This is a genomic window from Spongiimicrobium sp. 3-5 (assembly GCF_046557915.1).
GTDB lineage: Bacteria > Bacteroidota > Bacteroidia > Flavobacteriales > Flavobacteriaceae > JBHEBG01.
The window spans coordinates 506355-532854 of sequence record NZ_JBHEBG010000002.1; the positions used below are offsets into that span (position 1 = coordinate 506355).

Sequence of the window (26500 nt, forward strand, 5' to 3'; positions counted from 1 at the left end):
ACCCTGATTAAATAGTAATAACGCTGTACTTGCACAAAAGTGTTTTATTTGGTAAAAGTAATGGAGGATTCCCGCTCCACAAAATAATAACCTGTCCACTAATCCAAAACTACAATTGACAACCCAGAAATAACAATCAGTTCCATGAATACCACGGTTCATATAAAAAACTTCTATTTCCGTAACAACTAAACTTAAATTGCGTCTAGTCTTATATCAATCAAAAAACCATATACCATGTCAGCTACCGTCCAAGAGTCTCTAAAAAACCCAAGAATCGAAATTGTAGATGCCCTAAGAGGTTTTGCCCTGGCAGGAATCGTAATTGTTCATATGGTAGAGAATTATCTGGGAGCTCCCGCTCCGGAAAACGCTATGCAAGCCACGCAGATGGGGCTAGGTGACACTATTGTAGAGGCCTTTATCACCATATTTCTGAGGGGTAAGTTCTTTGCTCTTTTCTCCTTTCTATTTGGACTTAGTTTTTTTATACAGATGGATAAGGCCCATATGCAAGGAAGGGATTTTAAAGGGCGATTCCTATGGCGATTGATAATTCTCTTGGTAATTGGATACCTGCATCACTTATTTTATAGGGGGGATATCCTCACCATCTATGCCATATTGGGAATTTTTCTAATACCGTTCTATACCATAAACAACAAGGTTATTTTAGGTTTTGTTGTACTGCTCTTTTTTGGAATGGGAAGATATCTGGGTTTTTTGATGACCCAAGGCGATAGCTTTTTCTTTAACGAGCCAGTATTACCACAAAGCGCGGATGTAATCGCTTATTTCGATATCATTAAAAACGGTACCCTAAAAGAGGTAATTGTCTCCAACGCCACCCAGGGTCATTTAATGAAGGCCGATTTTCAATTAGGAGTCTTCGGTCGTGGTTATCTCACTTTCGGTTTCTTTCTGTTGGGCTTATTGGTGGGCAGAACACATTTTTTTCAAAACTTTATGGACAAGAGAAAACTGGTTCGTAAAATATTGTGGTGGTCATTATTGCTATTCGTTGTTTCCATAGGGTTAACGGCCTTTATTTTTATACAATTGGGAGAAAACGCACGTTTTGACAATTGGCTTGCAATGTTTGGATTAACGGCATTCGACCTTAATAATATAGCCATGACGTTTGTAATAACCTGCCTTTTCGTCTTGGCATACGGCACGGTAAGAGGAGGCGCATTTTTAAGGAAGTTCAACGCCTACGGTAGAATGGCGCTCACCAATTATGTCTTCCAAAGCCTTATAGGTACTTTCATATTATTTGGTTGGGGCTTAGACTATTTGGGAGAGTTGCGCAGTGTGTATACATTGCTCATAGCTGTAGTACTTATTCTTGTGCAAATGGGCTTAAGTAATTGGTGGTTGCGCAAATTTTACTACGGTCCGTTAGAATGGCTATGGAGAAGTCTTACCTATTTTAAGTGGTATCCCATAAAAAAAGTGTAAGACCAAGGATGGTACTGGTATTTTTCCCTGGTCTTTCACCACACAAAACAGGCCGTTCCCAACATTGAATTCCGTTCATCGAATTTTTTGAAATAAACGATATAGGGTAGCGTTCTTAAACACGAACCGGGATTCCCAAAGCCCCGAAACCTACTTTTATGGCATTATTGTTACGCATTTTTACTTGGAACAGAAATCTATGGTTTTCTGTTTTAAGTTTGGTATTGCTGAGCACACTAAATTTCTATGGACTCTATACCAACAAATTCTACTTTTTTAAGGTCGATAATTACATTTTTCCAGTATTATCCATAGTTCACCTTATTTATCTATATGCCCTATGGTTTAAAATAAGGGAGGAAGAACCCGCAGATATGCAAATGAGAAATTTGGAATACGCGTTGTACGTAATTCTCTTGGTCTATGTTTTTAAAACCGTTGATACCTTCGCTATATTATTAAGTTATGGCGAATTTGATGACCATCTAATACCACTTACGTTTTTACCTATTGGCATATTGATGCTCCTAATGCATCTAATGCTCATTATCCTCACCTTTATATCGTTCAAATACCGCTTACAAAAAGTTGGCAGTTATAAATTTGACAACCTAAATGACAAAATAGATTCTTGGTAGAAAAAATGCTGTCTGCACAGCATACTGTACCCTACTACATGATCATTTCTTGCCCGTTTCCCTGTTTAACAATAATATCTTGATGAAAACTTTGGTAGCAACTTTGTAAGGATGCAATCAATTATCCGCCTATTATAAGGATAAATCGATTCCTAACGAGTAGATGCCATCAAAATTAATATCAAACTAAATCCATTACCCCTTGTGATATCTGTGTGATATAATTTAATTTTTTTTGTCTTATAGATTTATGAAACACATCCTAATCATAGAAGATGATCCAGAGATAATAAAACTTCTGGAGATACACTTGGCAGACCTTATCTATAAAACTTCCAAAGCCATGGATGGTGAAAGGGGTTTGCAATTGGCGTTGGAAAATGATTATGATCTTATACTGTTGGATTTAACCTTACCTATATTGGATGGGGTTGAGGTCTGTAAAAAGCTAAGGGCAAAAAAGAACACTCCGGTTATTATGCTTACCGCCAAATCAGAGGAAATAGATAGGGTATTAGGATTAGAGATTGGCGCAGACGATTACATTACCAAACCGTTTAGCATTAGGGAACTATTGGCAAGGATTAAGGCAGTGCTCAGAAGAACCGATTTACAACAACAAGAGGATCACAATTCCGCTGCGCTTGCTTTTGAGAATATGCATATAGATATAGAAAAGCGTAAAGTTGTATTAGATCAAAAGAAAATTGAACTTTCCCCAAAAGAGTTTGAGCTATTGGTCTTAATGGCCTCCAATCCGGGAAGAAATTATTCTAGAACCGAATTATTGAACATTATTTGGGGTTATAATTTTGAAGGGTACGAGCATACGGTTAATTCCCATATCAATAGGTTAAGGGCCAAAATAGAGTCGGACATGGCAAACCCAACCTATATTCTTACAAGTTGGGGTGTTGGCTATAAATTTAACGAGGACCTGGTATTATGAAAGAACCCGAAAAGGCATTGACACCCAGGCTGGTTAAAAAAATGTGGTTAACTTTTATCTTCATCATTGTTTTAATGGGTGCCTCGTACATTTTTATCACCGGGTATTTTGCCAATATGTACAATCAGGCCACAGCGCAGCGTGTAAATGCGGATATCGCCAACCATCTTATAGAGGAAAAATTTCAGAATACTTCCCCTTTTTTGGAAGATGGCAGCGTAAACAAAGCGTTGTTCGGTGATCTTATGCACGATATGATGGCGGTTAACCGCAGTATAGAAGTATACTTATTGAATAACGCCGGCCAAATTCTGTATTCGGTTGTTTTGGACCATAGCGACAATGCTCCGGCGAAAAGAGTATCCCTCGCTCCCATTAAGCAATTCATTGAAAACAAAGGAGAGGCCTATGTATTGGGCGATGATCCAAGAAACCCTGGAGAACAGAAAATTTTTTCGGTGGCATCTTTTGAGGCAGATGGGCAGGCCGGTTACGTATATATTATTCTTGCAGGAAAGGAATTTCAACTTATAAGTGAAAATTTACTGGCGCAGTATTTTATTAAATTGGGTATTGGCGCCACATTGCTTACCATGCTTTTTGCGGCCTTCATAGGTTTTATAAGCATTTGGTTTCTAACAAAGAACCTTAGGCTCATTACAAGGACCATACGCCGCTTCCAAGAAGGAGATTTAGATGCAAGAATCGAAAATCCGGAGAAATCCAATATTGAAGTTTTTGCACATTCCTTTAACGATATGGCCGATACCATTGTTGGAAATTTGGATAAAATGAAATCTGTAGACCTCTTGCGAAGAGAACTTATCGCCAATGTTTCGCACGACCTAAGAACTCCCTTGGCAATTTTAAAGGGGTATATTGAAACCTTGCAGATCAAAAAAGACACACTTTCCGAAAGTGAAAAAGAAGAATACCTGCAAATTACCCATGACAATGTGGATAAATTATCCAAGCTTATCCATCAATTGTTCGAATATTCGAAACTTGAAGCCGAACAGATAACTCCCATAAAAGAACCTTTTTCAATTACCGAGCTATCGTACGATCTTATCGCAAAATTTCAGGTAATCGCGGATAAGAAGGAAATTGGCCTGCATCTCAACAATCCGGAGGAGAACAGTATGGTCTTTGCCGATGTAAGCCTGGTAGAACGGGCTTTGCAAAACTTAATCGAAAACGCTATAAAATACACGGAACCCCAAGGTAAGGTTACCCTGTCCATAAAGCGGAAGGAAAACAATGTGGAAATAAACATTACCGATACGGGTACCGGTATACCTGTATCAGAACAACCCTTTATTTTTGACCGCTATAAACAAGTTGATAAAAACCAAAAGAAGATGGGATCCGGATTAGGGCTCGCTATCGTAAAAAAGATAATGGATCTGCACGACACTACCATTACAGTGTTGAGTAGACCTAAAGAAGGAAGTTCTTTTATTTTTAATTTGCCTGCTTATCAGTCTTAGTGGGAAAACAGTTGCTATGTGAATGGATGGTCCCTTTTAAGAAGGGGCCATTTTTTTTACAATTCGCTTATATAACTGCCATACATATCTTTAAACTGATACCCTTGTGTAAATCGATATCGACTCAATTTTTTATGAGAAGCCAGCCCCCACAACAATAGTTCTTTAAGGAAGTAACGATCCTGTTTGGGCACATCCGTTCCATAGGTGTCGATTAGACGGTTCAATGGCGGAATACTATCCAATTTAGCTCTATAATCGTCTTCTTGGGCATCGTCCAACAGTTCAAAACCTTCGCTATCAAAGAACCAGCTCACCAGCTCATCATAGGGCGTGGTAGCGTCTTTGCGTTCTAACTTGTTAATTTTGGGAAAATAGGTAGGAAAAAGTGATTTAATGGCGTCATCTATCAAAATACTTGCCACGGCATCCGCTCCTTCCTGTTCACCCTCATAAACCAACTCTATTTTTCCAGTAATTGCAGGAATTACGCCGGTAAAATCACTTAACCTAATTGTAGTAGATTCCGTGCCGTTTCTTAGACTGCGCCTTTCAGCGGTACTTAATAAGTTTTCAAAAGCAGTGATACTGGTACGGGCACTTACACCACTTTTAATGTCTACATATTCGCTTTTTCTTGCCTCAAAACTGATCTGCTCCAAAAGATCTTTTGCAATGTTGGGCACATGGGCTAGTTTGGTCTGGCGCTCATCCAATTGCGCCTCTTGCTCTGTAATTCTCCGAGCCGTTTCTATATTTTCCGGATAGTGGGTTAAAATCTGTGATCCTATCCTGTCTTTCAAGGGTGTAACAATGCTTCCCCTATTGGTATAATCTTCGGGGTTTGCCGTAAACACAAACTGTAAATCCAAAGGCAAACGTAATTTAAAGCCTCTAATTTGAATATCGCCTTCTTGCAGAATATTAAACAATGAGACCTGTATACGTGCCTGCAGATCTGGTAGTTCATTGATTACAAAAATACAACGGTTTGCCCTAGGTATCATCCCAAAATGGATAACCCTGTCATCTGCATATGAAAGCTTTAAGTTAGCTGCCTTTATGGGGTCTACATCTCCGATTAGATCGGCCACGGTAACATCTGGCGTGGCCAATTTTTCATAGAAACGTTCATCACGATGTAACCAACTTATTGGGGTATCGTCACCTTTTTCATTAATGGTTTCCAAGGCAAAGCGAGAGAGAGGGTTTAAAGGGTCGTCATTAATTTCAGAGCCCGCAATTACAGGAATCCATTCGTCCAACAACGCTATCATTAACCTTGCCAATCGTGTTTTGGCCTGCCCTCTTAGTCCTAAAAGATTAATATTATGCCTAGATAAAATTGCCCTTTCCAATTCCGGGATCACCGAGTTTTCAAAACCCCATACACCGGGAAAGGTTTCTTCGTTGTTTTTAATTTTTTCACGTAGATTATTCCTAAGCTCATCTTTAATGCTCCTAGGCTCATAACCTGCTTTTTTTAGCTCGCCTAAATTGACGATTTTCTTGTGGTTCAATTTCATAGTATTTCCTTCGTATGGGCCTCCGAAATCACGGAAAACTTTGTTAGCCCTTTAATCTTTTTCTTCGGTTTTGTTCGTAGTCCTCAAAAATCATTTCACCAAGTCCTTTCAACCCAGTAAAGAATGCCTTCCCCTTATTGGCTTCGGTAAAATGTCTTACAAACTGCTTTAGGTAGGGGTCTTGTGCAATCATAAAAGTGGTAATGGGAATATGCAATTTCCTAGCTTGTCTTGCCATATTATAGCATTTTTCAACAATATGATCATCCAAGCCAACGCTGTTTTTATAATACGAACCGTCTGCCAATCGTAAGCAACTTGGTTTTCCGTCCGTAATCATAAATATCTGTTTGTTGGTATTCCGTTTTCTCCTTAACATGTCCATGGCCAACTGCAGCCCGGCCACTGTATTTGTATGGTATGGCCCTACCTTTAGATACGGCAGGTCTTTAATGGGTATGGGCCAGGCATCATTGCCAAAAACCAAAATATCCAAGGTGTCCTTGGGGTATCTTGTGGTAATCAGCTCGGCAAGGGCCATGGCCACTTTCTTGGCAGGTGTAATCCGGTCTTCACCGTACAGAATCATACTGTGGCTAATGTCAATCATAAGTATGGTACTCATCTGGGCCTTATGCTGGGTATCCTCCACAACCAAATCGTCCTCACTGAGCGAAAAACTGTCCAGACCATGATTGATCTGTGCGTTTTTTAAACTCTCAGTAATGGAAATATGCTCTAACCCATCGCCATATCTGTACTCTCTAAATTCTCCGGTATGCTCGTCTCCCTGACCAGATTTACCCGTTCTATGATTTCCGGCACCGCTTCGTTTTAGTTTTCCAAAAATCTGATCTAAGGCCTTTTGCCGTATAATCCGTTCCATCTTTGCGGTTATGGACAGGTTCCCTTCGCCATCTTCACCAGTACCTTCTCCCCCGCCTTCTTCAAATTCTTCGCGTAGAAATCCTTTGGCCTTCAGGTCTTCAATAAAATCGTCAATAGTGTAATCATCGTCGGTAAGCTCATATTCCGAATCCAATTCGCGAAGCCAATCCAAGGCCTCATCCACATCACCGGAAGTGTGTACGATCAGTTCTTGGAAAATTTCGAAAAGTTTTTCGAAAGGTGTCTTCTCGGGTGCTTCATATTTAACAAAACGAAACCCCTTTCTTAAATTCATAGCCATTATATAAAAATACTACATTTCCCAAAACGACTCGCTTTTTTAATGAAAACTTAACGAAGCAAGAATCGCTATTTGTGCCGTTTTTGGAGTACTTCTACAATATCGCCCAGAGAATATCCTTTTGCCTGCAATAGTATCAAATAATGGAACAGAAGATCGGCACTTTCATCTAAAAACAGTTCTTCGTTATTGTCCTTTGCCTCAATGACCATTTCCACAGCTTCCTCCCCTACTTTTTGCGCCACTTTGTTTATTCCCTTGTTAAATAGGGAAGCTATATAACTGGCGTCATTTTCGGGATTCTCCCTACGATTTTGAATAATGGCCTCCAATTTGGAAATAAACCCAAAAGTCTGGTCATTGGGCTGATTCCAACATGTATCACTCCCAGTATGGCATGTTGGTCCAGTAGGGATTACAGATATTAATAAGGTATCGTTATCACAATCGATTTGTATATCGGTCATCGTAAGAAAGTTTCCACTTTCTTCACCCTTGGTCCAAAGTCTTTTTTTGGTGCGACTATAAAACGTAACCTTTTTGGTCTCTTGGGTTTTCTCCAAGGATTCCTTGTTCATATAACCAAGCATTAATACATTCTTGGTACTTGTATCTTGAATAATGGCCGGGACCAATCCGTCACCATTTTTATCGAAGTTTATTTTCATATCCAAATTTTTAGGTCATCCAAAAACAACCATTACCAAAGTTTGTTGCATCACTTTATTTATAATCTCATGGGTATTCCCTTGTCTTGCAGCTCTTTTTTTAAATCTTTAATTTCTATTTCTTTAAAATGGAAGACGCTGGCCGCCAAGGCGGCATCGGCCTTCCCCAGATCGAAGGTATCGGCAAAATGCTGCGTATTACCTGCCCCTCCCGATGCAATAATGGGAATATTCAGTTCCGTTGACAATCTTGCAAGTGCGGTATTTGCAAAACCATCTTTGGTACCATCATGATCCATAGATGTAAACAGAATCTCTCCTGCCCCCCGCTCCTCAACTTCCTTAGCCCAAGCAAACAGATTTAGTTCGGTGGGCACTTTGCCACCCACTAAATGTACTTTCCATTCCCCACCGATCTGTTTGGCATCTATGGCAACCACAATGCATTGCGACCCAAATTTAGCGACCAGATCGTTGATCAAATTAGGGTTCTTCACCGCCGAGGAATTAATAGAGACCTTATCCGCCCCATTCTGAAGCAATACATCTACATCCGCAACCGTGGCTATACCACCCCCTACGGTAAAGGGAATATTAACACGTTCGGCCACTTTTAAAACAAGATCGGCCAAGGTTTTTCTACGTTCTTCCGTGGCGGAGATGTCTAGAAAAACCAACTCATCTGCCCCCGTACGTGCATAAATCTCCGCCAACTCCACAGGGTCTCCGGCATCTCGTAAATCCAAGAAATTAATCCCTTTTACGGTACGTCCATTTTTTATATCCAAACATGGGATAATTCTTTTCGTTACCATGTGTTACTTTCAATTAATATTTCAGGTTCGGTTATTTCTTAGGTTTGTTTTTTATCGTAAGGTCTAAGCCATCATAAAAACCTAAATCCTTATCTTTTACTATCTTGGTCCAAAACGCAATTTGCCCTGTATGGTAGGAATAGTGTTCAACCACGTGCATTATTACACCTATTCCAGAAAAATTAAAGCCCTGTACTTCTCTTTTTTCCAACAACTGTTCTAAAGAAGCAGCCTCCATCGTTGAGCAGGCCTTATTAACAGTATCTTGTAATTTGGCCCACAGTTGCTCTTTGGAAAAGCCTGAAGTCTGCGCAAATTCGGCCTCCCGTTCCCTGGTATCCTTAAGCTCTCCCAGAGAGGCTATGGCATATTGCGTTATATTTCCACAAAGGTGTAAGATCAAATTACCAACACTGTTAGAAGCGCTATTGGGCCTTTTCCAAACATCCTCTTCGGACAACTGCTCTAGGCTAATACCTACCATACGTGTGCTCTCGCGCATACGAAAAACCGCATTGGAAATAACTTCTTGTGCTATATCTTTTTCCATATTATTGGGATAAAATAAATTGTTCCAATTGTTTTAACGTTATACGGTTTTCATAAATGGCCTTTCCTATAATGGTACCCGAACAACCCATTTTAGATAGCCGTGGCAGCTCTTCAAAGGCCGAAATTCCACCGCTGGCAATTAAATTCAACCCCGGTACTTGGATATCCTCTACCCCGCTAGGACCTATTAGCGTTTCATTGACGGATGTCTGGGACAGAATCTTTTTGTAAAGTTCAAACGAGGGTCCTTCTAGCATGCCATCTTTACTGATATCTGTACAGATTACGTCTTTAATACCCCTAGCCAAATATCGTTTTATAAAAGGGATAAGTTCTTCTTCCGACTCCTCTAACCATCCACTAATAGCAACTTTTTCGTTGTTGGCATCGGCACCAAGTATAATTTTATCCGAACCATATTTCATTATCCAACCAATGAAAACCTCTTTATTTTTTACCGCAATGCTACCTCCCGTAATTTGATTGGCCCCGCTTTCAAAAGCAATGTGTAAATCCTCATCGGTTTTAAGTCCGCCCCCAAAATCTATTTTCAGACTTGTTTTACCGGCTATACGCTCCAAAACTTTCTGATTAACGATATGTTTAGATTTTGCCCCGTCCAAATCTACAAGGTGTAGGTATTCAATACCATGTGCTTCAAAGGCTTTGGCCACTTCCAAAGGGTTTTCATTGTAAATTTTCTGGGTGTTGTAATCCCCTTTGGCGAGTCTAACACACTTTCCTTCTATAATGTCTATGGCAGGTATAATCCGCATATTATTCATTTTTCTTTAGCATCCATGTTTCGGGGTCGTCGATTTCGTTGAACCCAAATTTCTTGTATAGCCCATGGGCATCGTTGGTCCTAAGTCCAATACCCTTTACCGTCTTTAAACTTGGATGACGAAGGATGTATTCCATGAGTAATTTTCCAATGCCCTTACCTTGATAAGTATCGTCTACAAAAACATCCATTAACCAAGCAAATACCACTTCATCGGTCACTATGCGGGCAAACGCAATTTGTTGCCGGTCCTGGTTGTAGACCGCAAAACATATTGAATGCTCCATAGATTGCTTCACCTTTTGCAAATCCCTATTCTTTGCCCAATAAGACTTATTGGATAAATAATCGTGGATGTAAGCTATATCCATTTTGGATTGATCCGTATCTATGTAAAACTCTTCATTCATGTTTACAAGGCCAAAAAATTATTTAAGATCGTTGATCCGATTAGGCTACTTTTTTCTGGGTGAAACTGCGTGCCATAAAAATTATCCTTTCCTAGGGCCGCACTATAGGTAACATTGTAATCTGACTCTGCAATGGTCTCAGCGCAGACAGGGGCATAAAAACTATGCACCATATAGATGTATTCCTTTTCGGGTACGGTATGGAAGATATCGGTTTTTAAATTCGATATTTGGTTCCACCCTATCTGAGGAACTTTAAGGACATTGGAAAATTTAACCACGTCCACATCAAAAATCCCCATACCAATGGTATTTCCTTCTTCGGATGAATTACACATCAGTTGCATACCAAGACAAATGCCCAATACGGGTTGGGAGAGTTTAGGGATAATGGTGTCTAACCCACTATCCACTAGCTTCTTCATTGCACTACTGGCTTCCCCTACCCCAGGAAAGATCACTTTATCAGCCGATAAGATTTCCTCGGCATCATGGCTCAGAACAGCATTATAACCCAATCTGTTTATAGCAAATTTAATGCTCTGAATATTACCTGCACCGTAATTGATAATTACTATTTTCATTTTTTACCAGACCTATCCCTGTTCATGATTCATCAAAACAGGATTATTAGTTTAGATTACAATACCCCTTTGGTACTTGGCAAGACCATTTTATCCGGATCTCGCCTCACCGCCATTTTAATGGCTTTGGCAAATGCCTTAAATATGGCTTCTATCTTATGGTGTTCATTGTTGCCTTCGGCTTTAATATTAAGATTGGCTTTGGCGCCATCCGTAAAGGATTTAAAGAAGTGATAAAACATCTCGGTAGGCATTTTACCAATCATTTCCCTTTTAAATTCAGTTTCCCAGACAAGCCAGTTTCGTCCTCCAAAATCTATGGCCACTTGTGCAAGACAATCATCCATAGGCAAACAGAACCCGTAACGTTCCATCCCCAATTTATCTCCCAGCGCTATATGGAAAACTTCACCAAGGGCAATGGCCGTATCTTCTATGGTATGGTGCTCGTCTACCTCCAAATCTCCCTTCACATTTATTTCCAGATCCATTTGTCCGTGGCGGGCCAGTTGGTCTAACATGTGGTCAAAAAAAGCAATTCCTGTTGCAATATCACTTTTACCCGTTCCATCTAGGTTTAGACCAATTTGAATATCCGTTTCATTAGTTTTTCTGTTAACGGAGGCGGTTCTGTTAGACAGTTTTAAGAAATTATATATTTCTTCCCAGTCATTGGTCTCTAAGGCTATGACCTGGCTTAAATCTGCCTTTTTTACCGTTATTTCTTCCGTACCCAGATTGGTATTGTCATTAATAAATATTCCTTTGGAGCCTAGGTTCTTTGCCAATTCTATATCGGTTAGGCGATCTCCGATTACAAAGGACTGTTCCAGATCATAACCATCCGAGAAATATTCGGTCAGTAGTCCGGTACCTGGCTTGCGCGTATCTGCATTTTCGTGGGGGAAAGTGCGATCTAAAAACACTTTGTGGAAGGTTACCCCTTCGTTCTCGAAGGATTTTAATATAAAATTGTGTACGGGCCAAAATGTTTCCTCCGGAAAACTGGATGTGCCCAAACCATCCTGATTGGTGATCATAACCAACTCATAATCCAATTCCTTTGCAATTTTACCCAGATAGGTAAATGCTTTGGGGTAGAATATCATTTTTTCAAAAGCATCGATCTGTTCGTCTGCAGTTTCTTTGATTATGGTTCCGTCCCTATCTATGAACAATACCTTTTTTTTGCGCTCAGCCGTTTTCATTGTAGCATTTTTAAAGCGGTTATCAATTTGTTGTTTTCTTCTTTGGTCCCCACGGTAAACCTAAGTGTATTAGCACATAAAGGTTGTGAGCTACGGTTTCTTACTACGATACCCATTTCCAAAAGTTGCCGGTATCTAGTATTGGCATCATCTATCCGTACCAGCATAAAATTTGCATCACTAGGAAAGATTTGGAGTACAAAATTCAGTTTTTGGAGTTCCATAAGCAACCGATCTCGTTCTTTTAATAGGTAGTCAACTTCGGTTTTAAGGGATTCTTTGTCCAAGATCTTCTCTAAAGCTTTTTGCTGCGTGAGTTCATTTACGTTATAAGGGGGTTTAATTTTGTTTAAAACACTTATTATTTCCTCAGATGCAAAGCAAAGCCCTAGACGTATCCCTGCCATTCCATACGCTTTGGACAAAGTTTGGGTTACAATGAGGTTGGGATATAGGTTCATTTTTGCTATCCAACTTTCTTTTTCGGAAAAATCTAGATAGGCTTCATCGATTACCACTAGACCACTAAAATTTTCGAGTAATTTAGTAACCTTTGCCGTTGTAAAACTGTTTCCTGTGGGATTGTTGGGGGAACATATAAAAATTAACTTAGTGTTATTGTCTATTGTCTTAAGAATCTCCTCAACATTGGGCTGAAATTTATCCGTTAGTAAAACCTCTCTATTTTCTATATTGTTAATACCCGCCAGTACCTTATACATACCGTAGGTAGGAGGTAAACTAATTATATTATCCAATTTGGGTTCGCAAAAGGCTCTGAATATTAGATCTAGGACTTCATCGCTGCCATTGCCCACAAGGATGTTACCCACCTCTAGCTGTTCCTGTTCTGCCAATACCTTTTTAAGGTTTCGTTGCTGCGGATCGGGATAGCGGTTGAGGCCATTGTTAAAAGGGCTTTCGTTAGCATCCAAAAACACCATATCAGAGCCATCGGACACATATTCATCTCTTGCCGAAGAATATGGTGCCACCCCTTTTATATTTTCCCGTATCAAATTATTTAGGTCAAAGGCTTTCATAAGTTACTTCTTTTCCAAACTTTTAAGACGCAAGGTCACTGCGTTTTTATGGGCCTGCAAGCCTTCTGCTTCTGCCATTAATTCTATGGTCTTTCCAATTTGTTGAATGCCCTTTTTAGATATTTTTTGAAAAGTGATATTTTTCATATAGCTATCCAGATTAACTCCGCTATATTGTTTGGCATATCCATTTGTGGGTAAGGTATGGTTGGTGCCAGACGCATAGTCTCCTGCACTTTCGGGGGTATAGTTACCCACAAATACCGACCCGGCATTGGCAACATTGTCCAAATAAAAATCTTCATTCTTAACGCAAACAATGTAATGTTCCGGGGCATATTCATTTATTAATGCTACCGCAGTATTGTCATTTTCCACATAAATAAGCTTGCTATTGGCAATGGCCTTTTTGGCGATGTCTTTTCTTGGCAATTCTTCAATTTGCAAGGCGATCTGTTCCGATACCTCGTCTATTAATTTCTTGGAAGTACTTACCAATACCACTTGGCTATCTGTTCCGTGTTCTGCCTGACTTAGTAAGTCCGAAGCAACAAAGGATGCTTCGGCAGTATCATCGGCCATAACCAATAATTCACTTGGTCCGGCAGGCATATCAATCGCTACACCGTATTTGGTAGCAATTTGCTTGGCCACGGTAACGTATTGATTACCCGGTCCAAATATCTTATACACCATGGGAACGCTTTCCGTACCAAAGGTCATAGCCGCAATGGCCTGTATGCCCCCTACTTTGTAGATTCGGGTAATACCGCATAAATTGGCCGTAAAAAGTATGGCCGGGTGTATCTTGCCTTCCGTGTTTGGTGGGGAACACAAAACAATCTCCTTACATCCTGCGATTATAGCAGGGACGGCCAGCATTAAAGTAGTAGAAAAAAGAGGAGCGGTACCGCCGGGTATATAAAGACCTATCTTTTGTATTGGTCTTTTCTCTTGCCAGCAGCTAACGCCTTCCATAGTCTCTACCGCTACCTTGGCGGTTAGTTGTGCACGGTGAAATTTTTCTATATTTCCCTTGGCTACCCCAATGGCTTTTTTCAAATCTGCGGATACCAGGTTTGTTGCATCCCTTATTTCTTGTTGGGTAACCTGCAACCCATCCACTAGAACATTATCAAACTTATACGTGTATTTGGCAAGTGCCGCATCGCCATCTTGCTTAACTTCCCTGAATATTGTGCTTACCTGACCTTCAATATCACCAACAGTCTGGGTAGGCCGCTTCAATAAAGTGTCCCAATCTTCTTTTTGTGGTTTGTTGATCTTCTTCATAGTGTAACTTACAATACCATTTTTTCAATGGGGCAAACAAGGATACCCTCGGCCCCTGCCCTTTTTAGTTCATCGATTACTTCCCAAAATTTGTCTTTTTTGATCACAGTATGCACGGAGCTCCACCCTTCCTCTGCCAATGGCAGTACCGTTGGGCTTCGCATACCTGGTAATATTTGAATAATGTTTTTTAGTTTTTCATTGGGAGCGTTCAGGAGTACATATTTTGATTGACGGGCTTGTAACACCGATTTTATTCGAAACCGCAATTTTTCTAGGATTTCTTTACGCGCTGCGGAAATATTGGTAGATTCTGCCAATACGGCCTCGCTCTTCAACATTACCTCCACTTCCTTCAGATTGTTCTTAAATAAGGTGCTGCCACTGGACACGATATCACAGATGGCATCTGCCAACCCAATATTAGGTGCAATCTCTACCGATCCATTAATAATGTGTAAATCCGCGTTTACGCCTCTTTCTTTCAAATAATTCTTAACCGTATTTGGATAGGAAGTGGCAATACGTTTGCCCTCAAAATCGTTTACAGAATTGTACTCCATGGCTTTGGGCACGGCCAAGGACACCCTACATTTGGAGAAGCCCAGTTTTTCTACGATACCTATATCCTCCCCTTTTTCTATGAGTACGTTTTCTCCAATAATGGCAATGTCTACCACCCCGTCCCTTAGGTACTGGGGTATATCCCCATTACGTAGGTAGAACACTTCCATCGGAAAATTACGTGCATCCGCCTTTAGTTGGTCCTTACCATTATCTATGGATATTCCGCAATCTTTGAGCATGCTAAGGGAGTCATTGTTTAATCTTCCCGATTTTTGAATGGCTATTCTAATTTTTGTCATTTCCTTGTTTTTATGTCCGGAAACCAAACACGGTTAAAAAACAAAAACCCGTTTGATTTCTCAAACGGGTTTCTTATATCTTGTAATACTACAATACATTTCTACCTCGCCTGAGCGCAAGTGTAAAAATGATGATGTGTATTATTATTTCTCATTACAAGGGTAAAATTAAAATTTATTTCCAATCAAAAAAAGTTATTGGAAAATATTTTTAATTATTTCCGAGAATTATGGGCATCCCGGAATCACCGCTTCCGATTACGATAATCTTGGAATTGGGAGATTCCGCCAACTTCATGGTAGCTTCAATACCTTTATCCGTAAGGATTTTATCGGTTAACGAAGCACTTAATATCCTGTTGGCGTCTGCCTTACCTTGTGCTTCAATACGAACCTTCTGTGCTTCCTTGTCCGCTGTTACTAAACGAAATTCATATTCCAACGACTCTTGTTCCTGTTTTAACTTACGTTCTATGGCCTCCTTGATTGTAGGCGGTAGTGTAACATCGCGTACCAAGACTTCGTTCAACTGAATGTACTGTCCGTCAACTATTTTTTTGGTCTCCTCATAAATTTCTGCCTGGATGGCGTCCCTTTTGCTAGAGTACAATTGCTCTGGCGTATACCTGCCCACCACGCTCCTAGCTGCCGATCTTATTGTTGGTAATAGCACCCGTTGCACGTAAGCTTCGCCTTTTTCTTGATGTAGTTTTCCCAAATCCTCACGCTTTGGTTCAAACCAGGCCGATGCATCCAACTTTATCTCCAACCCATTGGAGGATAGAACCTGCATTTTTTCAAATACTTCTTGCTGTCTCACCTCATAGATAAAGACTTTGTTCCATGGGGCAACGATATGAAAACCTTCTCCCAGCGGTGGCGCATCTGTTACTACACCGTCGCCAAAGGTTTTATATAGTACTCCTGCTTGCCCTGAACCGATCGTCACGGCCGATTTGGAAATTAAAATAACCAATAGAATAAGAATAAATATTGCAGGTAGTGCAATTTTGGGTAATTTGTCCATTACTTTGTTTTTAGATTAATCCGTTATATTTTCTGATAAACCATTCCGCAGCCAACGCAGCTGCAATAAGCCCTAAAAGGAATTGAAAATCTATCAAAGATACGACATTTTGCTTGCTTTTTTGAATGGGTACAAACTGTTCTTCTGCCATTAATTGGGCAACCAAATCTTTGGTTTCGGCGGGGAAGAACAATTTTCCTTGGGTACGTTCCGCCAAACGCCCCAATTTTATATAATCACTGGATAAAAACTGCTGCTCCACATCAAAATCTAAAATTGTAAACCCCCCGGATCTAGATAGGTTCTTGTCCTTTACCGTTGCAGTAAAGGTATAGTCTCCAGATGGTAAATCCGTAAGGTCTGCCTCGTAATAACCGCCCTTCATTAGCATTGGGATTTCCTTTATTATTTGATCTTCGCCATTTTTTAGTGCCAGGATTATGCTTGCATTTGGATCAAAAACAAATGTTTCATCAAAATAACCTGCCGTAATCTTGGCCTCGTTGTTGCCGGGGTATAAAGATTTGTAATCTATAACAAACCTACTTCTGGGCTTGGTAGAAGTAAGATAAAGAACAACTTTTCCCAAAAATTCATCAAAGTCGCCAAAATTTTTATTTTCCTTATACACCTGCATTCGCCATTTCCAAATGTTTTCGCCAAAAAGTACCGCTTCGCGTTCGGTATCATCACCAATAACAGCAAACAACGGTTCGTTCAATTCTACGCCCTTTACTCGCTTTCCTAGGAGTATCTCGTGTTTTTTGGAAATTATGAGCTCCCCCAAATTACTGTTAAGCGGCGGAAAACTAGAAGTCGAAAAATCGGAAATATTGAATGTGGTGAAGCCGGTGTTTAAGATAGGCGTGGTTTCTTCAGTTTGATTATAGCTGTTTTTTTCATAATTATTTTGAATCCGATTTAAAAAGTTCCAATCGGTTTGGGGTCCTGTAATGGTAAATTTATTGGCTTTTTTAAGTTTAATGAATTCGTAAATACCCCTGAAGGATGTATTTGGCTGGTACATAATAAACAAATCAACATCTTCTAACTGACTAGGTGGGGTATTCGGTCTTATGATATTTACTGAGCGCTGTTCATTACTTTCTATCGCCTTTTTTAATGCACCTATATCTGGATGAAGTATATCGCTCACAATGACAATATTCGTTTTTTCATCGATCACTTCCACTGCAATATCCTTGCGATTGTTAGCCAGATTACGCTCGTTAGGTAATTTTTGGAGTTGTACACCAATGGTCTTAACTCCAACCGAATTAGCCTTTAAAACGGTATTTATTATTTTGTTGTTGGCGGTATTGGATAGGGTAATATTTTCCTTAAACTTGGTTTTTCCATTTACAGAAATTGTAAGTACAGTTTCAACCCTTCCTTTTCCCTCATAGGAAACATAGGCTTCTATGGGGTACTGATTATCCAAGAATGCATAGCTATTGCTATTCACCTGGGTTATCCTAATATCTTCATACCTCGTGGTATCCCCTATCACTATCGGATAAACAGGAAAAGATTTCTCATTTCCAAAGAATTCATAATCTTTACCTAGTGTTTGATTTCCATCGGTTAGCAGCAGTATTGCGGTATTGGTATTGGCGTAAACATCACTAACCGTGCTCATGGCCTTTGCAATATTGGTGTTTTTATCAAGAAAATTAAGGGTGTCATATTCTTCAATACCGGGCCCAAAACGATAGTTTGCAAGATTGAATTTATCCGACAAGCCCGATTCTTGCGATAATTCCGTAATAATTTCTGTTAGCTGTTGCCTACCTCCAACACTTTGTATGGAAACTGAGTTGTCCGCAAGTACAACAAGGCCGGCTTTTTCCAAAGTATATTCTCTTTTGGTAAACTTCGGATTGATAAGTAGTACTAAAGCGCTATAAAGTGCTATAAAGCGAAGGAAAGAGAGCAGTAAGGCAACCCTGCCCTTACGTTTGCTCTTATAATGATAATGGAACACCACGATGGCCAGTGCCAAAAAAGCTGCCACAATAAGTAAAACCAATGTTCCTATCTGCATATATATCTAGCCTTTTATTGATAGTACATTTTGTCTATCAAAAAGTGCGGAAACTAAAATCTGCGGTATCAATTAGGTCAACATACCTCCATCAACATTAAGCACCTGACCAGTAACGTAGGCGGACAGGTCAGAAGCTAAAAACAAGCAGGCATTTGCAACATCTTCTGGTGAACCACCACGTTTTAATGGTATTGCATCTCGCCATCCCTGAACTACTTCTTCGTTCAACTTACCGGTCATCTCAGTCTCTATAAACCCTGGTGCAATAGCATTGCAACGGATATTTCTTGATCCCAATTCCAAGGCAACAGATTTTGTAAAGCCAATCATCCCAGCTTTTGAAGCGGCATAATTGCTCTGTCCAGCATTCCCTTTTACCCCAACTACACTACTCATATTTATAATGGAACCCTTGCGTTGTTTTAATAAGGTGCGCTGTACCGCTTTGGTCATATTAAAGACCGATTTTAAATTTATTTCTATGACGCTATCAAAGTCTTCTTCCCTCATACGAATCAATAGGTTATCTCTAGTAACCCCTGCATTATTGATAAGGACATCTATGCCGCCAAAATCTTCCAATATTTGGGAAACCAACGTTTCAGAAGCTGCAAAGTCCGCTGCATTACTTTTATAGGCCTTAGCCTTTACCCCTTGGGCCTTTAATTCTTTCTCAAGTTCCAAGGCCGGGGCCTCACTAGAACTATATGTAAAGGCAACATTGGCCCCATGGGCTGCAAAAACTTCGGCAATACCCTTGCCAATACCTCTACTGGCCCCGGTTATAATTACATTTTTTCCTTCTAAGAGTTTCATAGTCAAATGCGATTTGTTTGGTTGTTGTTCAAATATAGGTTTTGTTTGAGATAAAGCCGAAAAAAAACCCCAATCTCGAGGTTTCGTGACGGGATTTATGAAAGAATTAACGATTGATTATCCCATTACTTCTTTTACTTTTAGACCAATCTCCGCAGGAGAGTCCACCACGTGTATTCCACATTCGCGCATTATTCTTTTCTTGGCCTGGGCCGTATCATCGCTACCACCCACTATAGCACCGGCATGCCCCATGGTACGTCCGGCAGGAGCAGTTTCTCCGGCAATAAACCCAACAATTGGTTTTTTACTTCCACTGGCTTTATACCATTGTGCGGCATCGGCTTCTAGCTGTCCGCCTATTTCACCGATCATTACTACGCAATGCGTTTCATCATCACCAATCAATAGCTCAACAGCTTCTTTTGTGGTTGTTCCTATAATTGGGTCTCCCCCAATACCAATAGCGGTGGTAATTCCAAGACCTTGCCGTACCACCTGATCGGCAGCCTCATAGGTTAAGGTACCGGATTTGGAAACCACACCTACGTTTCCTTTCTTAAATACAAAACCGGGCATAATACCCACTTTGGCTTCACCCGGTGTAATTACCCCTGGGCAATTAGGCCCTACAAGACGGCAATCCATTCCTTTTATGTAATCGTAGGCCTTTACCATATCGGCAACAGGTATGCCTTCGGTGATGGTAATGATTACTTTAATCCCAGCGTTTGCGGCTTCCATAATGGCATCAGCGGCAAAAGCAGGCGGTACAAAAATAATTGTGGTATCGGCACCCACTTTTTGAACAGCTTCTTCAACGGTATTGAACACGGGCTTCCCCAAATGTTCTTGTCCTCCTTTGCCGGGAGTTACACCACCGACCAAATTGGTACCATATTCTATCATTTGTTCGGCATGGAAAGTACCCTCACTACCTGTAAAACCTTGTACAATTATTTTAGAATCTTTATTTACTAGAACGCTCATGCTATATCTCGTTTGGTTTCGCTCCACAAAAATATGTGTTTGAAAGCGATTTCTAAATTATTCTTTAGCCTATTTCTTATTGTATTTCCTAATTAGATCGGGAACTTCTTTGGCATAAGCCATTTGCCGAATCATTTCACGTGCTTCGATAGCCGGACTTCCCAAGTAGCTTTTGCCCCCTTCCAGGGATTTACCTACTCCGGACTGCGCCATGATGACGGCTTTTTTTCCTATTGTAATACCGCTAATAATACCTACTTGTCCCCATATAGTTACCTCGTCTTCAATAACCACACAGCCTGCAATCCCCGTTTGGGAGGCGATTAAACATTTTTTTCCTATTACGGTATCATGACCTACCTGTATCTGATTGTCTAGTTTTGTACCTTCCTTAATGGTGGTATCTCCAGTAACTCCTTTATCAATGGAGCATAGCGTTCCAATCTCTACATGGTCTTCTATGACTACACGTCCTCCGGACAGTAGTTTATCAAAACCTTCGGGTCTATTTTTATAATAAAACGCATCGCCGCCCAATGCGCAACCTGCATGGATAATAACATTGTTACCTATAATGCTATTATCATAAATGGCCGTGTTGGAATGTATAACGCAATTATCGCCTATTATTACGTTGTTTCCTATGAATACATTGGGTTGTATTATGGTGTTTGTACCAATCTTGGCCGAGTTTGCAACCAGCGTATCGGCTTTTTCAAAAGGTTTAAAAAAATGGGTAAGTACATTAAAATCCCGGAATGGATCGTCAGAAATTAAGAGGGCCTTGCCTTCAGGGCAGCTAACCTCTTTATTGATAAGTACAACACTGGCGTTGCACTGTAGTGCTTTGTCGTAGTATTTGGGATGATCCACAAAAACAATATCTCCCTGCTCCACCACATGAATTTCATTCATTCCCAGCACCTTAAAATCATCGGGGCCAACATATTTGGCCGAAATGATGTCAGCTATTTGCTTAAGACTAAATGGGGTAGGAAATTTCATTTATGGTTTTTCAACATTTGTGGGGTTAGGTAAGTTTTAATCGAGAAAAGCAATTAGTCCTTCGCCCGCTCCATATAGGCTCCCTTCTCGGTATCTATTTTAATACGATCTCCTTCATTTATAAAAAGTGGTACGTTAACCCGGGCTCCGGTTTCAACCGTAGCGGGCTTTGTTGCATTGGTTGCGGTATTTCCTTTTACACCTGGTTCTGCATGGGTTACTTCCAAAATAACACTTGCCGGCATTTCTACGGACAAGGGCATGCTGTCTTCGGTATTAAAAAGGATGGTTACAACGGTTCCTTCTTTTAAAAGTCCGGGAGCATCCAAGGAACTCTCTTGCAAACTTATCTGGTTGTAGTCATCAGTATTCATAAAATGATAAGTCTCCCCTTCGGCATATAAAAACTGATAAGACCTGGTCTCTACCCGAACATCGTCAATTTTGTGTCCGGCAGAAAAAGTATTGTCTATCACTTTGCCCGTGGTAACGCTTTTAAGTTTTGTTCTTACGAATGCCGGTCCTTTCCCAGGTTTTACATGCAGAAACTCTATTATTTTAAAAATATCGTGGTTGTACTTTATGCACAAGCCTTTTCTTATGTCTGATGTTGATGCCATATTGTAGTTAGTTAGTACTGAAATATCCTTTCATGATACCTCGTTGCGAATCTCTTATAAACTGAAGAATTTCATCTCTCTCCGGGGTGGCTTCCATTTCGGCCTCTATGATCTGAACCGCTTGGGTATTGTTGTAATTTCTTTGATAGAGTAGCCTATAAATATTCTGTATCTCCCGGATTTTGTCCGAAGTGAACCCCCTTCTACGAAGACCCACGGAATTAATACCAACGTAAGACATAGGTTCTCTGGCCCCCTTTACATAAGGCGGTACATCTTTACGTACCAAGGAACCTCCGGTAACGAAGGCGTGATTGCCAATGGATACAAACTGATGCACAGCCACCAGCCCGGCAAGTACTACGTTGTCCCCTATAGTGACATGGCCTGCCAAGGTAGAATTGTTGGAAAAAATACAGTTATCGCCAATAAAACAATCATGTGCTATATGGCAATAGGCCATAATAAGACAATTCTTCCCTATTTTGGATTTCATTCTATCTGCGGTACCCTTATTTATAGTGGCACATTCGCGGACCGTAGTATTGTTGCCAATTTCCACGGTGGTCTCCTCGCCATTGTATTTTAGATCTTGAGGAGGTGCCGATATTACAGAACCGGGGAAAATATTACAATTCTTTCCTATCCTTGCCCCTTCCATAATTGTGACATTGGATCCTATCCAGGTTCCTTGTCCAATGGTAACATTGTTATGTATGGTGGTGAAGGGTTCTACCACAACATTCTTAGCTATTTTTGCTCCGGGATGGATATACGCAAGAGGCTGATTCATTCTAAATTTCTTTGTTTTTTACGATTTGGGCCATCAGTTCCGCCTCAGAAGCAAGTTTTCCATTTACATAGGTATAGGCCTGCATATGGCATATGCCTCTTCGAATCGGGGATATAAGATCGCACTTAAATATAAGGGTGTCTCCAGGAACTACTTGTTTCTTAAACTTCACATTATCGATCTTCATAAAAAAGGTCAGGTAGTTTTCCGGATCGGGAACGGTGCTCAGTACCAAAATACCTCCGGTCTGCGCCATGGCTTCTACCTGAAGAACCCCTGGCATCACGGGCGTGCCCGGGAAATGACCTACAAAAAAGGGTTCGTTCATGGTAACGTTCTTTAATCCAACTACATGAGAATCAGAAAGTTCCAATATTTTATCTACCAAGAGAAAAGGAGGTCGGTGCGGCAACATATTCATTATTTTGGTAACATCCATTATGGGTGGTACACTCAAATCAACATGTGGCACTTTGTTCCGTTTCTCTAGTTTTATGATTTTGGCCAATTTTTTGGCAAATTGGGTATTTACATAATGTCCAGGTTTATTTGCAATTACCTTACCTCTAATTCTAGTTCCGGCCAAGGCAAGATCCCCAATAACATCTAAAAGTTTATGCCTAGCCGCTTCATTGGGTTGATGTAGGGTAAGGTTGTCCAATATTCCATTGGGTTTTACTGAAAGTTTCTCCTTTTTAAAAGCCTTCTCCAGCTTTTTCATGGTCTCCTGTGAAATCTCTTTATCCACATAGACAATGGCATTGTTTAGATCCCCACCTTTTATGAGTCCATGTTCTAGAAGCATTTCCAGTTCGTGTAAAAAACTAAAAGTCCTTGCATCGGCTACTTCTGTTTTAAAATCCGATAGGTGCTCTAGGGTAGCATTCTGTGTTCCCAAAACCTTGGTGCCAAAATCTACCATTGTGGTAACTTGGTAATTATCGGCAGGAATTATAGTAATTTCACTACCAGTGGCCTCATCTTTATAGGATATAACATCTTTCACTATGTACTCCTCCCGATCGGCATCTTGTTCCACTACCCCAGCCTTTTCCAACGCTTCCACAAAAAATTTGGAAGAGCCGTCCATTATTGGAGGTTCGGGAGAATCTAGTTCTATTAGAACATTATCGATCTCTAATCCTACCAATGCAGCCAACACATGCTCGGAAGTTTGTATTTTAACCCCTCTCTTTTCTAAATTGGTACCTCTTTGCGTATTTACTACAAAATTGGCGTCTGCCTCTATAATGGGCTCACCTTCAAGATCAACCCGTTTAAAGGCGTACCCATGGTTTACCGGCGCGGGTAAAAACCGCATGGTAACATTCTCCCCCGTATGCAATCCAACACCCTTTAGGGTGCTTTCTTTCGCAATTGTCCTTTGTTTTGTAATCGTATTACTCACCGTCTATTCTTTTTTCAATTTCGTCCACTTTTTGAATAAGCTTCGGTAAATTTTTAAAATGTACATATGATTTGTTATAGTCGCCATAAGTTAATGCAGGTGATCCTTGCAATACCTCATCGTCCTTTACATTTCTTCCAATGCCAGATTGCGCTTGTATCTTTACCCTATCGCCTATGGTGATATGGCCAACAATCCCTACTTGCCCCCCTATCATACAATGCTTGCCTATCTTAGTAGAACCCGCAATACCCGTTTGGGCAGCAATTGCGGTATGTTCCCCAATTTCTACATTGTGGGCAATTTGTATTTGGTTGTCTAGTTTTACGCCTTTTCTAAGCACGGTAGAACCTAAAGTGGCCCTGTCTATGGTTGTACCGGCCCCTACATCCACATTTTCTTCCAAAATTACATTTCCGGTCTGTGGTACTTTAGTAAACTCACCTTTTTCATTTGGTGTAAACCCAAAACCATCTGCTCCTATTATTACACCACTATGAATAACACAGTTTTTCCCTATAATCGATTCCGAATAAATCTTTGCCCCGGCATATACAATTACATTATCGGCAATATTAACATTATCGCCAATATATACGTTTGGATGTATTTTTACATTGTTCCCAATAATTACATTGTTTCCCAGATAAGAGAATGCTCCTAAATAGAAATCACTTCCATAACTGGCAGTTTCAGATAGGAATACCGGCTCCTCTATCCCTGTCTTGTTATTCTTTACCTCGTTGTAGTATTCCAAAAGTTTGGAGAAAGACTTGTAAGCGTCTTCTACCTTAATAAGGGTAGTAGCTATGGATTGCTCGGGAATAAAATCCTTGTTTACTATGGTAATGGAAGCCTTGGTCGTATATATATAAGAGGTATACTTTGGGTTGGCCAAAAATGTTAAAGATCCTGTTTCCCCTTCTTCAATTTTGGCAAGCTTATGTACGGCAATCTCGGGGTTTCCATCAACCTCGCCTTCTAATATACCCGCAATCTGACCCGCCGTAAACTTCACTGATAATTATTTAGGGATTTTCCTTTAATGGACACAAAAGTAAGAAAAATTGTTAAACGGCATCCTTGGGGTAACACATATAATATTTGGTAACCGTTTTAGAAAGTGCTTTTAAATTTAGCTGGTCCGAGGCCTTTGCAACATCCGTTATTTTTCCGTTCTGCCTTAGGATGTTGATGTTTTGCTTTATATCGTCATAAGCCCTATTTTCTATGTGGCCAGAAAAAACGAAATAAGATGCTTCCTCTTCCGTTAAGTTATGTTTTTGCATTAACGCATCCTTATGTACTTTCTCTTTATCTGGGTCTAAGGGTTTGTTCTTCATTTTTACATCTAGCAATTTGCGATTAACTACCATTTTACATAATTCGGATAAGACAAAATCCGGATGGTCTTGCCAGGTTTTAATGGCCATAAGTAGATCTACATCATCTAATTGCGCAAACATATCCAAGGCTTTTGTGTCAAAATTTCTCTTGTCTATCTTACCACCCATAAAGAACAGTAAGGGTTTGCTTGCCTTCAGATCAATAGTATTGTTTAATAAATGTTTGGCCCTAGTCAGTATTTTTATCAATAACTGTTCGGCTACTATCCCTGTTTTGTGTAAATATACCTGCCAATACATGAAGCGGCGGGCCATTAAAAATTTCTCTACAGAATAGATACCTTTTTCTTCCACCACCAATTCCCCATCCAAGACATTGAGCATGGTAATGAGTCGCTCCGCATTAATGTTCCCTTCGGCAACACCGGTATAAAAACTATCGCGTTTAAGGTAATCCAAACGGTCCATATCCAACTGGCTAGAGACCAATTGATTTAGGAACTTTTTATGGTAGCTGCCCTTAAATATTTCTATGGCCATCGTTAAACTTCCGTTAAACTTCCGGTTAAGCGATTCCATAAAAAACAAGGAAATGGCTTCATGGCCAACACCCGAAACCAAGCTATGTTCTAGGGCATGCGAAAAAGGTCCGTGCCCTATATCATGTAAAAGTATTGCACTTAACAAGCCTTGCTCTTCCTCTTTTGAAATGTCAACCCCCTTATATCGAAGCACTTGCAATACCTGTTGCATTAAATGCATACTTCCCAAGGCATGATGAAAACGAGTATGATGAGCCCCGGGGTATACCAAATAGGACATACCCATTTGAGATATTCTTCGAAGGCGTTGAAAGTAGGGTTCTTCTATAAGGTTAGAAACAAGCGTATTGGGTATTCTAATAAATCCGTAAATTGGATCGTTTAAAATTTTGAGTTTCCTGGTCTTGGTCAAAATCGATCGGTTTAAATT

Annotated in this window: 26 protein-coding genes; 4 read left to right on the forward strand and 22 right to left on the reverse strand. The window is 40.3% G+C overall.

The annotated features are described in order from the left end of the window. Positions 1–237 precede the first annotated feature (237 nt). The 4 genes from ACEQ81_RS10375 (at position 238) to ACEQ81_RS10390 (ending at position 4538) form a co-directional block, all read left to right on the forward strand. The gene (locus ACEQ81_RS10375) at positions 238–1461 is read left to right on the forward strand and encodes a DUF418 domain-containing protein (RefSeq protein ID WP_411030818.1); all 1224 of its coding nucleotides are present in this window, start codon (positions 238–240) and stop codon (positions 1459–1461) included. Between the two features lie 158 nt (positions 1462–1619). Further along, positions 1620–2099 carry a hypothetical protein gene (locus ACEQ81_RS10380; RefSeq protein WP_411030819.1) on the forward strand — a complete coding sequence of 160 codons (480 nt, stop codon included), beginning with the start codon at positions 1620–1622 and terminating at the stop codon, positions 2097–2099. A gap of 250 nt (positions 2100–2349) precedes the next feature. After that, positions 2350–3048 (forward strand): response regulator transcription factor, encoded by a 699-nt coding sequence (locus ACEQ81_RS10385; protein ID WP_411030820.1) that lies wholly within the window; start codon positions 2350–2352, stop codon positions 3046–3048. Next, on the forward strand, positions 3045–4538 hold the full coding sequence (locus ACEQ81_RS10390; RefSeq protein ID WP_411030821.1) for an ATP-binding protein: 1494 nt from the start codon (positions 3045–3047) through the stop codon (positions 4536–4538). The genes ACEQ81_RS10385 and ACEQ81_RS10390 overlap by 4 nt, the downstream gene beginning before the upstream one ends. A gap of 56 nt (positions 4539–4594) precedes the next feature. On the opposite strand, the gene ACEQ81_RS10395 is transcribed toward ACEQ81_RS10390, so the two are convergent. From ACEQ81_RS10395 to ACEQ81_RS10500, 22 genes are all read right to left on the reverse strand, one after another. Then, on the reverse strand, positions 4595–6064 hold the full coding sequence (locus ACEQ81_RS10395) for a magnesium chelatase (RefSeq protein ID WP_411030822.1): 1470 nt from the start codon (positions 6062–6064) through the stop codon (positions 4595–4597). 43 nt (positions 6065–6107) lie between these two features. Beyond that, on the reverse strand, positions 6108–7253 hold the full coding sequence (locus ACEQ81_RS10400) for a vWA domain-containing protein (protein WP_411030823.1): 1146 nt from the start codon (positions 7251–7253) through the stop codon (positions 6108–6110). A 68-nt stretch (positions 7254–7321) separates the two neighbouring features. Continuing rightward, positions 7322–7921, reverse strand: a complete 600-nt coding sequence (gene hisIE, locus ACEQ81_RS10405; protein WP_411030824.1) for a bifunctional phosphoribosyl-AMP cyclohydrolase/phosphoribosyl-ATP diphosphatase HisIE — start codon at positions 7919–7921, stop codon at positions 7322–7324. Between the two features lie 59 nt (positions 7922–7980). After that, on the reverse strand, positions 7981–8736 hold the full coding sequence (gene hisF, locus ACEQ81_RS10410) for an imidazole glycerol phosphate synthase subunit HisF (RefSeq protein ID WP_411030825.1): 756 nt from the start codon (positions 8734–8736) through the stop codon (positions 7981–7983). A gap of 31 nt (positions 8737–8767) precedes the next feature. Next, the gene (locus tag ACEQ81_RS10415; protein WP_411030826.1) at positions 8768–9286 is read right to left on the reverse strand and encodes a DinB family protein; all 519 of its coding nucleotides are present in this window, start codon (positions 9284–9286) and stop codon (positions 8768–8770) included. A gap of 1 nt (position 9287) precedes the next feature. Further along, positions 9288–10064, reverse strand: coding sequence for a 1-(5-phosphoribosyl)-5-[(5-phosphoribosylamino)methylideneamino]imidazole-4-carboxamide isomerase (gene hisA / locus ACEQ81_RS10420; RefSeq protein WP_411030827.1), 777 nt, complete (start codon positions 10062–10064; stop codon positions 9288–9290). A gap of 1 nt (position 10065) precedes the next feature. Next, positions 10066–10482, reverse strand: a complete 417-nt coding sequence (locus tag ACEQ81_RS10425; RefSeq protein ID WP_411030828.1) for a GNAT family N-acetyltransferase — start codon at positions 10480–10482, stop codon at positions 10066–10068. Positions 10483–10484: 2 nt separating this feature from the next. Beyond that, entirely contained in the window at positions 10485–11066 is a 582-nt protein-coding gene (hisH, locus tag ACEQ81_RS10430) for an imidazole glycerol phosphate synthase subunit HisH (protein ID WP_411030829.1), read from the reverse strand. Between the two features lie 56 nt (positions 11067–11122). Beyond that, a complete protein-coding gene (hisB, locus tag ACEQ81_RS10435; protein WP_411030830.1) occupies positions 11123–12274 on the reverse strand; it encodes a bifunctional histidinol-phosphatase/imidazoleglycerol-phosphate dehydratase HisB in 1152 nt (383 codons plus the stop codon). After that, positions 12271–13317: a histidinol-phosphate transaminase gene (hisC, locus tag ACEQ81_RS10440; protein WP_411030831.1), complete on the reverse strand. Its 1047-nt coding sequence runs from the start codon at positions 13315–13317 to the stop codon at positions 12271–12273. The genes hisB and hisC overlap by 4 nt, the downstream gene beginning before the upstream one ends. Positions 13318–13320: 3 nt before the next feature. Then, positions 13321–14610, reverse strand: coding sequence for a histidinol dehydrogenase (gene hisD, locus ACEQ81_RS10445; RefSeq protein WP_411030832.1), 1290 nt, complete (start codon positions 14608–14610; stop codon positions 13321–13323). An 8-nt stretch (positions 14611–14618) separates the two neighbouring features. After that, positions 14619–15476: an ATP phosphoribosyltransferase gene (gene hisG, locus ACEQ81_RS10450; RefSeq protein ID WP_411030833.1), complete on the reverse strand. Its 858-nt coding sequence runs from the start codon at positions 15474–15476 to the stop codon at positions 14619–14621. Between the two features lie 211 nt (positions 15477–15687). Continuing rightward, positions 15688–16503, reverse strand: coding sequence for a prohibitin family protein (locus ACEQ81_RS10455; RefSeq protein WP_411030834.1), 816 nt, complete (start codon positions 16501–16503; stop codon positions 15688–15690). Between the two features lie 10 nt (positions 16504–16513). Continuing rightward, positions 16514–18547, reverse strand: a complete 2034-nt coding sequence (locus ACEQ81_RS10460; protein WP_411030835.1) for a VWA domain-containing protein — start codon at positions 18545–18547, stop codon at positions 16514–16516. Positions 18548–18619: 72 nt separating this feature from the next. Then, the gene (gene fabG, locus ACEQ81_RS10465) at positions 18620–19366 is read right to left on the reverse strand and encodes a 3-oxoacyl-[acyl-carrier-protein] reductase (RefSeq protein ID WP_411030836.1); all 747 of its coding nucleotides are present in this window, start codon (positions 19364–19366) and stop codon (positions 18620–18622) included. 117 nt (positions 19367–19483) lie between these two features. Beyond that, positions 19484–20356 carry a succinate--CoA ligase subunit alpha gene (gene sucD / locus ACEQ81_RS10470; RefSeq protein ID WP_411030837.1) on the reverse strand — a complete coding sequence of 291 codons (873 nt, stop codon included), beginning with the start codon at positions 20354–20356 and terminating at the stop codon, positions 19484–19486. Between the two features lie 69 nt (positions 20357–20425). Further along, positions 20426–21361 (reverse strand): UDP-3-O-(3-hydroxymyristoyl)glucosamine N-acyltransferase, encoded by a 936-nt coding sequence (locus ACEQ81_RS10475; protein WP_411030838.1) that lies wholly within the window; start codon positions 21359–21361, stop codon positions 20426–20428. Positions 21362–21414: 53 nt separating this feature from the next. Continuing rightward, positions 21415–21981, reverse strand: coding sequence for an elongation factor P (efp, locus tag ACEQ81_RS10480; RefSeq protein WP_411030839.1), 567 nt, complete (start codon positions 21979–21981; stop codon positions 21415–21417). Positions 21982–21988: 7 nt separating this feature from the next. Next, entirely contained in the window at positions 21989–22774 is a 786-nt protein-coding gene (gene lpxA / locus ACEQ81_RS10485) for an acyl-ACP--UDP-N-acetylglucosamine O-acyltransferase (protein ID WP_411030840.1), read from the reverse strand. A gap of 1 nt (position 22775) precedes the next feature. Next, positions 22776–24182 (reverse strand): bifunctional UDP-3-O-[3-hydroxymyristoyl] N-acetylglucosamine deacetylase/3-hydroxyacyl-ACP dehydratase, encoded by a 1407-nt coding sequence (locus tag ACEQ81_RS10490; RefSeq protein ID WP_411030841.1) that lies wholly within the window; start codon positions 24180–24182, stop codon positions 22776–22778. After that, entirely contained in the window at positions 24175–25200 is a 1026-nt protein-coding gene (lpxD, locus tag ACEQ81_RS10495) for a UDP-3-O-(3-hydroxymyristoyl)glucosamine N-acyltransferase (RefSeq protein ID WP_411030842.1), read from the reverse strand. The genes ACEQ81_RS10490 and lpxD overlap by 8 nt, the downstream gene beginning before the upstream one ends. A 52-nt stretch (positions 25201–25252) precedes the next feature. Beyond that, positions 25253–26482, reverse strand: coding sequence for an HD domain-containing protein (locus ACEQ81_RS10500; protein ID WP_411030843.1), 1230 nt, complete (start codon positions 26480–26482; stop codon positions 25253–25255). Between the last annotated feature and the right edge of the window lie 18 nt (positions 26483–26500).